Source organism: Streptomyces sp. NPDC005266 (assembly GCF_040607655.1).
Taxonomy (GTDB): Bacteria; Actinomycetota; Actinomycetes; order Streptomycetales; family Streptomycetaceae; genus Streptomyces.
Genome location: NZ_JBEXHC010000012.1, coordinates 1 through 10,442, shown reverse-complemented (window position 1 = coordinate 10,442; position 10,442 = coordinate 1). Strand labels below are relative to the sequence as shown.

Genomic DNA, 10,442 nt, shown 5'->3' with positions numbered 1-10,442 from the left:
GTCCCGGCCGTCGCCACGGTCGCCGTCCCGGTCCCGTGGCACCAGGGTCACCCCGTCCGTGGGGCGGGACGGCCTTCGCCGTCCGCCGGCCGTCGGGTCCGGCCGCCCCGGCCGCGGCATAGCCGTCACCGCCCCCGCCGCAGCCGCTGAGCAGTGCCCCCAGGCACAGCGCGACCGCCGAGGAGGCGATAGCCGTGCCTCGGCGGCCGGTTGTCCGGCTCGCTGCCTGTCGCATCGGGCCAGCGCGGCTGACGCTCCGTCAGGTGCACCCAGGAGCGGTGGGGTGTATCAGTCGGCGATGAGCCCCTCGCGCAGCTGGGCGAGCGTCCGGGTCAGCAACCGGGAGACATGCATCTGGGAGATCCCGACCTCTTCGCCGATTTGGGACTGCGTCATATTGGCGAAGAAGCGGAGCATGATGATCTGGCGCTCGCGCGGCGCTAGTTTGGCCAGCAGCGGCTTGAGTGACTCGCGGTACTCCACGCCCTCCAGCGCGCTGTCCTCGTATCCGAGCCGGTCCGCGAGCGACCCCTCGCCCCCCTCGTCCTCGGGGGACGGCGAGTCCAGCGAGCTGGCGGTGTAGGCATTGCCCACCGCGAGCCCGTCGACGACGTCCTCCTCGGAGACGCCGAGCGCCGTGGCGAGCTCGGTGACGGTCGGGGAGCGGTCGAGCTGCTGGGACAGCTCGTCGCTGGCCTTCGTCAGCGCCAGCCGCAGCTCCTGCAGCCGCCGCGGCACCCGCACCGACCAGCTGGTGTCCCGGAAGAACCGCTTGATCTCGCCCACGACGGTCGGCATCGCGAACGTCGGGAACTCGACGCCCCGTTCGCAGTCGAAGCGGTCGATCGCCTTGATCAGGCCGATGGTGCCGACCTGGACGATGTCCTCCATCGGCTCGTTCCGGCTGCGGAACCGGGCCGCCGCGTAGCGGACGAGCGGGAGGTTCAGCTCGATGAGGGTGTCACGTACGTAGCCGCTCTCCACGCTCTCCTTGTCGAGCGCGGCGAGCCGTAGGAACAGGGAGCGGGAGAGGGTGCGGGTGTCGATGGCGTCGCAGTCGTCAGGCACGTGCGGTGCGTCGTTGGTGAGCACCTTCGAGCTGCCCAGTTCTACGGACATGCCACCCCCTTGAGGTCGCGGACGGATCCCAGCTGCGCGTTTCACGTCCAACGCAGCCTCCCCCTGAATACCGGAGGTTGAGCCACGGCAAACGCGGTTCCTGCAGAATGTCACATGTCGGCAACACGCTGTAGCGCCAAGTCGACATTACTGCCCCGAGACGGTGGGACGGGGTCCCTCGACAGAATCAGGACTCGATCCGGTTTGCGGATCTCAGTCTGGCGAAGCTCCGGGACAGCAGCCGGGAGACGTGCATCTGCGAGACGCCGAGCTCGGCGCTGATCTGGGACTGGGTCAGATTGCTGTAGTAACGGAGCAAAAGGATGCGCTGCTCGCGCTCGGGCAGCTGTACGAGCAGGTGGCGCACCAGATCGCGGTGCTCGACCCCGGCCAGCGCCGGGTCCTCGTAGCCGAGCCGGTCGACCAGCCCGGGCAGCCCGTCGCCCTCCTGGGCGGCCTCCAGGGAAGTGGCGTGGTACGAGCGCCCGGCCTCGATGCAGGCGAGCACCTCGTCCTCGCCGAGCTTCAGCCGCTCGGCGATCTCGGCCGTCGTGGGGGAGCGGCCGTGCAGCACGGTCAGATCCTCGGTCGCGCCGTTGACCTGCACCCACAGCTCATGCAGCCGGCGCGGGACATGCACGGTGCGAACGTTGTCGCGAAAATAGCGCTTGATCTCGCCGACGACGGTCGGCATCGCGAAGGTCGGGAACTGGACGCCGCGCTCCGGGTCGAACCGGTCGATCGCGTTGATCAGGCCGATCGTGCCGACCTGGATCACGTCCTCCATCGGCTCGTTGCGGCTGCGGAAGCGGGCCGCGGCGTAGCGGACCAGCGGCAGATTGGCCTCGATCAGCGCGGCGCGCACCCGGGCGTGCTCGGGGGTGCCGGGGGTGAGGCCGGACAGCTCGGCGAAGAGCACCTGGGTGAGCGCTCTGGCGTCAGCCCCGCGGCTTCTGCCGCTCTCGCTGCCGCCATCGTCCTGGGGCGGGGTTCTGGGCGCGGTACGGGCCGACACGGTCACGCCACCCCTTCACGATGCACTCACCCGGCAAAGCGGTCATAGCATCACAAGACATGTGCACTGTGTGCAAGCACCGCTTTACTACGTGTTGGTGGTGAAATTGCCGCATAGAGGGGTGAAAGTGACCGTGCGGCCACGCACGAGGACGGAAAAGGACTCGGAGGGGGTAGTCGGCGCTCACCCAGGTGGCGAACGGCCGCGTCGGGGGAACGGGTGTGCGGGGGCTACTTGACCAGTTCGCTCATGAACTCGCCGACGCTCTTGGCGGCGTCGGATATGCCCTCGAAGCCTATCTGGACGAGATCGGCCGCTCGCGCCGGAGTTTTGATGATCGTGTAGAGCACGAAGACGATGAGCATATAGAGCGCGATTTTCTTCGCCTGTGCCATCCCGTGCTGCCCTCTCCGGCGGTCCCCTGTGCAGTTGCGTGAGTCTATCCACACCCCTCGAGCACCAGTCGTATCAGTCCGATCATCTGACCTGCACCCCCTGGGCTGGGATTTCTCCCAGGTGGGCGTCACCGCGCGAATGGGTGGATTCTGGAGATGAGCGGAGGGAGCGGAGATGCGTATCGGTGTGCTGACCGGCGGCGGCGACTGCCCCGGGCTCAACGCGGCGATCCGCGCCATCGTCCGTAAGGGCGTCGAGGTGCACGGCTTCGACTTCGTGGGCATACGGGACGGCTGGCGCGGGGCGCTCGACGGCTCCATCCTGCCCCTGGACGTCCCGGCCGTACGCGGCATTCTCCCGCGCGGCGGCACCATCCTCGGCTCCTCCCGTACCAATCCGCTGGCCAGCGAGGACGGCGTGAGCCGGGTGCGGCGGACCCTGGCCGAGCACGAGGTGGACGCGGTCATCGCGATCGGCGGCGAGGACACGCTGGGGGTCGCCGCCGTGCTCGCGGACCAGGGCATCCAGATGGTCGGCGTGCCGAAGACCATCGACAACGACGTCGCCGGCACCGACTACACCTTCGGCTTTGACACCGCCGTCAATATCGCCACCGAGGCGATCGACCGTCTGCACACCACCGCCGAGTCCCACACCCGCACCCTGGTGGTCGAGGTGATGGGACGGCATGCCGGCTGGATCGCCCTGCACTCGGGCATCGCGGGCGGCGCGAACGTCATCCTCATCCCCGAGCAGCCCTTCGACGTCGGCCAGGTCTGCGGCTGGGTGGAGGACCGCTTCAAGATCAGGTACGCGCCGATCGTGGTGGTGGCGGAGGGGGCCGTCCCGAAGGCGGGCCAGATGGTGGTCAAGGAGTCGGCGCTCGACGAGTTCGGCCATGTGCGGCTGTCCGGCATCGGGGAGTGGCTGGCCCATGAGATCTCCGACCACACCGGCAAGGAGGCCCGTACGACGGTCCTCGGGCACATTCAGCGCGGCGGGACGCCCAGCGCCTTCGACCGCTGGCTGGCCACACGCTTCGGCCTGCGCGCGGTCGACACGGTCAAGGAGCGGGCGTTCTCCACGATGGTGGCCCTGCGCGGTCCGGACGTCGTGCGGGTCCCGCTCGCGGAGGCGGCGGGGGACATCAAGACCGTCGACCCCGACTTGTACACCGAGTTCGGCGTGTTCTTCGGCTGACCCCGACGGCAGACTCCGGCGGCTGATCACGGCGGCTGACCCCGGCGGCTGATCACGGCGGTCGGCCCGGGCCGCCGGCCACCGACCGGTTCGCGCTGTTCCGCACTACGGCGCGGGGTGCGGGACGACGGCCACCGGGCAGCGGGCGTGGTGCAGTACGGCGTGGGCGACCGGCCCCAGCTGCCGTTCGGCCGGGCGGGGGCTCGTACGGCGCCCCACCACCAGCAGCCGGGCCCGCGCGGAGGATGTCACCAGCGCCTGCGCCGGGTTGAGCAGGACGACATCGGGCACCACGGAGACCTGCGGATACCGCTCCCGCCAGCCGCGCAGCGCGTCGGAGACCGCCTGGCTCTCCTGGTCCTCCCACGTCGTCCGGTCCGCCTCCAGGATGGTCAGCATCCAGGCGTACGGGGACGCCGGGGGCAGCGCCCACGCGTGCAGGACCCGCAGCCCGGCTTCCCGCAGCTGGGCGGTGTGGAAGGCGAAGTCGGTCGTCCGGTCCACCGGGGCGTGCGCGTTGAAGCCGACCTGTACCTCGCCCGTATCGTCCGCCTCCGCCACCCCCTGCCGCTCCGCCCCGGGAACCATCACCACCGGGCAGTCCGCGGCCGATGCCACCCGCAGCGCCACGCATCCCACCGCCAGTCCGTCGAAGCCGCCCCAGCCGCGCGCCCCGACGACCAGCAGCCCGGCGCCCGCCGCGGCGGCGAGCAGCGCCTCGTCCGGTTCGACGTCGGTGTGCTCGCCGCTCACGTCGAGGTCCGGATGGCGGTGGGCGAACTCGGAGACGGTCCGCTGCAGCATCTGCTCGCCCACCTGCTGCCAGGCGTCCACCCCGGGCACGGGCGAGAGCCGCCACGGCATCGGCGGAAAGGCGTGCACCAGGCGCAGCGCGGCCCCGCGGGCCACCGCCTCCCGTGCGGCCCATTCGGCCGCCGCGAGGCTGCGCCGCGATCCGTCGACCCCCGCTACGACCGGGCCGCTCATCGGCTCCTCCTCGGCTGCTCATGGTGGTTCCGTGCTCGCTGTGCCCTCCCGCGGGCGTGGATGCCCTTGTCCGTTTAGTCTAAAGAGGAGAAGAACTTCCGCATGGTCGGAGCGGACCTGCGGAGCAGACCGCGAGGGCAGCAGCCGCCCCCGGTCCGGGACACCGGACCGGGGGCGGCTCCGCGTGCGGCGGCCGATTCGCCGGCGCCGCGGCCGCCAACTCCCCCGAAGGTGGGAGCGGATGTCAAGGGTTCGGGGGACGCGCGGGCCCAAGGGGCGGGCGCAGGATGGGGGCGAGGGTAGGGAAGGAGAGGTATATGCGCTCGATCTCATGGCACCTCACCTCGCGTCGTTCGGTTCTCGCCGTCGGATTCGTCGTCGCCGTGGCCGCCGTGGTGGTCCTTGGGATGATCTCCCCCTCCGAAAAGGCGTCCGGGAAGGCCGCGGGGAAGGGCTCGGTGGTCGAATACCACCGGGAACCGGTCGGAAAGACCTCGGTACCGGCGTTCACCGAGTCCGTCGGCCACGACCAGAAACGTCTGGTGTCGCCCTCCAACGGAGGCCGCACCTTCCTGGGGAACACCCCCGGGCTCTACGCCGGGGCCCCGAACCGGCATCCCTGTGACCGTCAGGCGCTGATCCACGCCCTGCAGTCCGACAACAAGCGAGGGGCCGCCTGGAGCCGGGTGCAGCACCTTCCGTCGCCCGACGCCATACCGGACTATGTCCACCGGCTCTCCGGCGTCGTGCTGCGCTCCGACACCTACGCGAAGACGTACGGCTACCGGGGTGGGGTGAAGCCGGTGCCGGCCGTTCTCCAGGCGGGTACGGCGGTATTCGTCAATCAGCGCGGCGCGCCAGTGGTGAAGTGCGACTCCGGCAACCCCATCAGGACGTCGGCCCCGCCGCGGAACGCCAAGACGACCTTCACCGGACCCGAGTGGAACGGCTTCTCCCGAACGACGGTCACCACCATTCAGCCGGCCCGGAAGGCCGTCAAGGGGATCGTCGTGGTGGGGGTCGCCAAGACCCAGCTCTTCAAGCGCGAGATCGGCGACGGAAACGGCGAGGAAGACGCGCGGGAGACGATCCTGGCGCGGACCGACTACCCCGCCTGTCTGGCGATGCCGGGCAAGCAGCACGCCCCGGATCTGCCCGAGGCGCCGAAGGTGAAGCGCACGCCGTCGGACCGGTTCACCCCGCTCGAGACCGAGCGCCCGTCCGGGACGCCCTCCGGCCAGCCGCAGTCGCAGCCCTCCGACCCGGGGCAGCAGCCCTCCGACCAGCCGTCGGACCCGAACCAGCAGCAGCCCCAGCCGTCGGACCAGCCGTCGGACCCGAACCAGCAGCAGCCCCAGCCGTCGGACCAGCCGTCGGACCCGAACCAGCTGCAGCCCCAGCCGTCGGACCAGCCGTCCGACCCGAACCAGCAGCAGCAACCCCAGCCGCAGCCCTCGGACCCCAACCAGCAGCAGCCGGGCCAGACCCAGCCGCCGAACCAGCCGCCGCCGAACCAGCCGCCCCCGAATCAGCCGCCGCCCAACCAGCCCCCGCCGCAGCAGACGCAGCCGGATCCGAACCAGCAGCAGCCGGACCAGAACCAGCAGCAGCCGCCCTCGGGTCCCTGACCCTGACGCGGCGGCACGCACGCCCCGGCGGCCGCCGGGGCCGCCGGGGCCGCCGGGGCGTGCGTTCGGCGCAACCCCCGGATGTCCGCCGCGCTCCCGCCCCACCCGGCGGCAGCATGGTGACCATGGTCCTGCCCGCTTTCCTGACCAGGACGATCAGGGTGTTCCTCGGTCGCGCGGACCGGCCGCTCCACTTCCAGGCGGCGGCCGTGGCCACGCTCGTCCTGGCCGTGGTCATGCTGCTCGGCTCGTACGCCGTCGTCCTCGCCGAACGCGACGCGCCCTCGGCGAACCTCACCAGCTGTCCGCGGGCCCTGTGGTGGTCGGCCGAGACCGCCACCACGGTCGGCTACGGCGACTTCTACCCGGTGACGTTGTGGGGCCGGCTGATCGCCTGTCTGGTGATGTTCGTCGGGATCACCACCTACGGCATGGTCACCGCAGCCATCGCCGCCTGGTTCGTCGGTCGCGAGGAGAACCGGCGGCACCGTCTGGCCGAGGCGCTCCACGATCGCGTGGCGGGCGGCGAGCGTCGCGTCTCCGCCGATGCCGAGGCGCTCCATGAACGGTTCGACCGTCTGGAGGACATGATCAGCGCGGTCGGCGCTTCTCGGGGCGACGGCGATGACGCGACCCGCCGCCAGGGCCGTGCCCACCCGGGGGGCCGGAGCCGGGAAACCCCATAGGCCCGGGCCGCGGCGCAGGGCGCTGTTGCCCACCCCCGTGGGGCAGCGGTGCCCGGCGCCCGCGAACCGGACTTCGGGAAGGAACGGCGCACGTGATGTGCGGACCGCGGTTGTGATCCTGCCCCGGGGCTGAAGGCGTGTCAACTATCGTTGATCAGGGGCCATGGCTTTGGAGGATCCTTCCGGAAGTAGCGCACATATGGGGCGACTTGTTTACAACTATCGTGCAGATCCAGGTCGCTGAGGGATCCCGGGCTGTGCCAGGTCGTTCTATGATCTGGCGTATGGCCGCCGACTCCCCACGCTCAGAAGCGCCGGCTCTTCAGCCCGGCGAAGGCGAGGAGCTGGCAGAGTCCCTGGATTTCGCGGCGCGTTTCCGCCGGCTGATCTCGGTGATCTATCCCAAGGACCTGGGCCGCCCCTGGCGCGACTCGGAAATCGCCGAGGGGACCGGGCTGAGCGGGACCTACATCGGAAACCTCCGCAAGGGCTCGCAGAAGCCCAGCCTGGAGAACGCGGTCAAGATCGCGAAGTTCTTCGGCGTTCCGCTGGACTACTTCAGCGACTCCGCCACCGCCCAGGCGGTCGAGCGGGATCTGCAGAAGATCGAGGCGCTGCGGGACGCCCGGGTGGAGCGCATCGCGATGCGGGCGGCCGGTCTGCCTCCCGAAATGCAGGACGCCGCCCTCACCGTCGTGGAACAGTTGCGCAGGGCCGTCGGCCTGCCCGACGGCGGCAACCCCGAGGCGTGACCGACTACCAGGCCATGCCCTTGGGGCACTGGCGGCTGGCCGATGGGGAGCAGGACGTGCGAGATCTGGGTCGGACCCGCCGCCGGATGCGCGCCATGGTCAGAGCGCTGGACCTCCCCCCGATGACCACGGTGGAGGAGCTCGGCGCGGCGGTCGCCGACCGGGCCGGGCGCTCCATCCGGCTGGTTCCGCGGAAGATGCGGGTGGGCGAGCCGTCGGGCTTTGTCGAACGCCGCGCGGAGACCGATGTCATCTACTTCGAGCAGGAGACCTCGGGGCTGCACCAGGCCCACATCATCTGCCATGAGCTCGCCCACCTGCTGTGCGGCCATCTGGCCGAGCCTCCGGCCGCCGACGAGGAGACGGCCCAGGTGGAACTGCCCACCATCGACGCCGATATGCTCCGGCTCATCCTCGGCCGCTCCCACTACGACGACGCGGCGGAAGCGGAGGCGGAGATCCTGGGTGCCGAGCTGACGCGCATCCTCGTGCTGGCGCCCGGGGCCGGGACCACATCCCAGCTGGCCCCCGTCCTGGAGCACCGCAAGGGACAGCATGTCTGATACGCCCGAGGCACCGTTCAACATCGCCTACCTGACCATCGGCACGGGCGCCTGGGTCGTCGCCGCGCTGAAACTCCGGGCATGGCGGCGGGACCCGTCCCGTGGCCTGCTGGTCGTCGCCCTGACGATCGCGGCGCCCTCGACCGCGTTCGTCCTGGCCGCGCCGGTCGTGTACCGGCTGATCGACCGCCTTGCCCACCTCGGCAATCTGGCCACGCTGCTGGTTTATCTGGGCATCACCGGCTTCTCCGCGGGCGCCGTCGTCCTGGCCCGGATGTGGACCCCGCCGGGCGAGCGCACCGCATCGCAGGTGTGGAACGGGACCGCGGTGGACACCGGGCGCGCGGTGCGGGGGCGGCTGGCGGCGTTCGCCGTCCTGGCCCCGGTGATGACCGCCTTGTTCTTCGCGGGCGTCGTCATGGGCGGGGCCGACAGTCCGGAGACGCCGCTCACGTTCGACACCACCTTCGCGTCGGTTCCGGCGATCGCCCTGTTCCTCGTCCTCTACCAGGCGCAGTTCGGCTTCGCGCTGATCGACATCAGCCGGGTGTGCCTCGGCCATCACGCCTCCCGGCTTCCGGCCGGGCCGCTCCGGCGGGGCATCCGCAGGCTCGCCCTCGGCGGATTCATCGCCTGCGGATACGTCGTCTGCAAGCTGATCGCGATCGGTGCGGCGTACGCCGGGGTCAGCGGGCTGGAGTGGCTGAGCACCGCCCTCGGCCCCGCCTTCGCGGCGCTCGGCGCCCTGCTCATCACCGCCGGGTTCGCGGGCCCGGCGTTCGCCGCGTGGACCCGTCGGCGCCGCGACTACCAGGCCCTGCGTCCGCTGTGGGACCTGGTGGTGTACCGGGCGGACCGCCGCCTCGCCCTGGAGGCGCCCGCCTCGGCCTGGACCGAGCGGCTGGCCCTGCGCGACCTGGAGTGGCGCACCGCCCGGCGCGGTCTGGAGATCCGGGACGGGCAGCTGACGCTCCGTCCGTGGGTCGACCCCGCGGTCGTGACCGCCGCCGAACAGGTCGCCGAGCGGGCCGGTCTGGACGAGGGGGAACGCGCCTCACTGATCGTGGCCGCCGCCCTGCGCCGGGCCGTCGAGGCGCTGGCCTCCGGGGTACCGCCGCGCCCGCGCGAGGAGCAGGTGCCTTTGCCCGGGCTGGACGCGGAACCGGCCGAGGAACGGGCCCATCTGGTACGCGTCGCCCGCAAGCTGGACGCCCCCCTGACCGGCGAGGCGCTGGCCGCCGTCGCCACCCCGGCCGAATGACCGGCCCGGCGGGCGCTCCGGGCGCTGTAGGCGCGCCCAGTGCCCAGGCGGCCTACGCACGGCTCGTCCTGGAGACCATGCCCGAGGAATCGCGGGTCGGCCTCACCCTGGGGTTCGTCCGGACCTTCGGCATCCCGGACATCGCCCGGGTGCTGCACGGCACCGGCCGGATGACCTCCCAGCCGCACCACCGGGCCAAGGCCACCGGCGTCGCCATGTTCGCCCTGATCGGCCACGGTACGGACAGCCCCGAGGGCCGGCGGATCGTCGCCGGACTGCGCCACGTGCACGACCGGCCCGGCATCACGCCCGAGCTCATGCACTACGTCCTGGCCTGCTTCACCGTCTGCCCGCTGCGGTTCATCGACGACCACGGGCACCGCACGGTCACCGCCGAGGAGCGGGACGCGGCATACGCCTTCCACCGGAGCCTGTCGGACGCCCTCGCTCTGCCCGACCCGCCGGGCGGCCATCTGCCGGGGGTCGCACGCTGGATGGGAGACTTCGAGGCCGCCCACTTCGCCCCCACCCCGGAGGGCCGGGCCCTCTGGCGGTCCACCAGCAGCGCACTCCTGGCTGCCCGCCTCCCCGCCCCGCTGGCCCCTCTCGCCCCGGCGGTGGCCGCGTCGCTGCTGGACCAGCCCCTCCGCACGGCCCTCGACGTTCGCCGCCCACCCGCTCCCCTGCGCGCCCTGGTGACCCGGGCCCTGCGCGCCAAGGCCCGTTCCCGCAGGGGCTCCTAGGGCACGTATCGAGTCGTGATCAATCTGCGGGATGTGCCTTCGTGGAACGGTCTGGTCCGGTAGACCGTCGTACGTGACGCGGATACAACTGA

11 protein-coding genes are annotated in these 10,442 nt (G+C 71.4%); 7 read left to right on the top strand and 4 right to left on the bottom strand.

Annotation, left to right across the window (positions count from 1 at the left end; translation table 11 throughout):
• Window positions 1–288: 288 nt before the first annotated feature.
• From ABZU99_RS21500 to ABZU99_RS21490, 3 genes are all read right to left on the bottom strand, one after another.
• Window positions 289–1,119 (bottom strand): RNA polymerase sigma factor SigF, encoded by an 831-nt coding sequence (locus ABZU99_RS21500; protein WP_355951526.1) that lies wholly within the window; start codon window positions 1,117–1,119, stop codon window positions 289–291.
• A 187-nt stretch (window positions 1,120–1,306) separates the two neighbouring features.
• Window positions 1,307–2,140 (bottom strand): RNA polymerase sigma factor SigF, encoded by an 834-nt coding sequence (locus ABZU99_RS21495; protein ID WP_355951524.1) that lies wholly within the window; start codon window positions 2,138–2,140, stop codon window positions 1,307–1,309.
• A gap of 224 nt (window positions 2,141–2,364) precedes the next feature.
• Window positions 2,365–2,529: a hypothetical protein gene (locus ABZU99_RS21490; protein ID WP_356050460.1), complete on the bottom strand. Its 165-nt coding sequence runs from the start codon at window positions 2,527–2,529 to the stop codon at window positions 2,365–2,367.
• Between the two features lie 175 nt (window positions 2,530–2,704).
• On the opposite strand from ABZU99_RS21490, the gene ABZU99_RS21485 reads away from it, so the two are divergent.
• On the top strand, window positions 2,705–3,730 hold the full coding sequence (locus tag ABZU99_RS21485) for a 6-phosphofructokinase (RefSeq protein WP_356050459.1): 1,026 nt from the start codon (window positions 2,705–2,707) through the stop codon (window positions 3,728–3,730).
• 105 nt (window positions 3,731–3,835) lie between these two features.
• On the opposite strand, the gene ABZU99_RS21480 is transcribed toward ABZU99_RS21485, so the two are convergent.
• Complete coding sequence (locus ABZU99_RS21480) at window positions 3,836–4,717, bottom strand: universal stress protein (protein WP_355951518.1); 882 nt, start codon at window positions 4,715–4,717, stop codon at window positions 3,836–3,838.
• 317 nt (window positions 4,718–5,034) lie between these two features.
• Between ABZU99_RS21480 and ABZU99_RS21475 the strand changes: the two genes are divergently transcribed.
• The 6 genes from ABZU99_RS21475 (at window position 5,035) to ABZU99_RS21450 (ending at window position 10,350) form a co-directional block, all read left to right on the top strand.
• The gene (locus ABZU99_RS21475) at window positions 5,035–6,345 is read left to right on the top strand and encodes a DUF6777 domain-containing protein (protein ID WP_356050458.1); all 1,311 of its coding nucleotides are present in this window, start codon (window positions 5,035–5,037) and stop codon (window positions 6,343–6,345) included.
• Between the two features lie 125 nt (window positions 6,346–6,470).
• Window positions 6,471–7,031 carry an ion channel gene (locus ABZU99_RS21470; protein ID WP_356050457.1) on the top strand — a complete coding sequence of 187 codons (561 nt, stop codon included), beginning with the start codon at window positions 6,471–6,473 and terminating at the stop codon, window positions 7,029–7,031.
• A gap of 284 nt (window positions 7,032–7,315) precedes the next feature.
• Entirely contained in the window at window positions 7,316–7,783 is a 468-nt protein-coding gene (locus ABZU99_RS21465) for a helix-turn-helix transcriptional regulator (RefSeq protein WP_355951509.1), read from the top strand.
• Entirely contained in the window at window positions 7,780–8,346 is a 567-nt protein-coding gene (locus ABZU99_RS21460; protein WP_356050456.1) for a hypothetical protein, read from the top strand. Before ABZU99_RS21465 ends, ABZU99_RS21460 begins: the two co-directional genes overlap by 4 nt.
• Window positions 8,339–9,607, top strand: a complete 1,269-nt coding sequence (locus tag ABZU99_RS21455) for an MAB_1171c family putative transporter (protein WP_355951504.1) — start codon at window positions 8,339–8,341, stop codon at window positions 9,605–9,607. The genes ABZU99_RS21460 and ABZU99_RS21455 overlap by 8 nt, the downstream gene beginning before the upstream one ends.
• On the top strand, window positions 9,604–10,350 hold the full coding sequence (locus ABZU99_RS21450; RefSeq protein WP_356050455.1) for an oxygenase MpaB family protein: 747 nt from the start codon (window positions 9,604–9,606) through the stop codon (window positions 10,348–10,350). Before ABZU99_RS21455 ends, ABZU99_RS21450 begins: the two co-directional genes overlap by 4 nt.
• Window positions 10,351–10,442 lie beyond the last annotated feature (92 nt).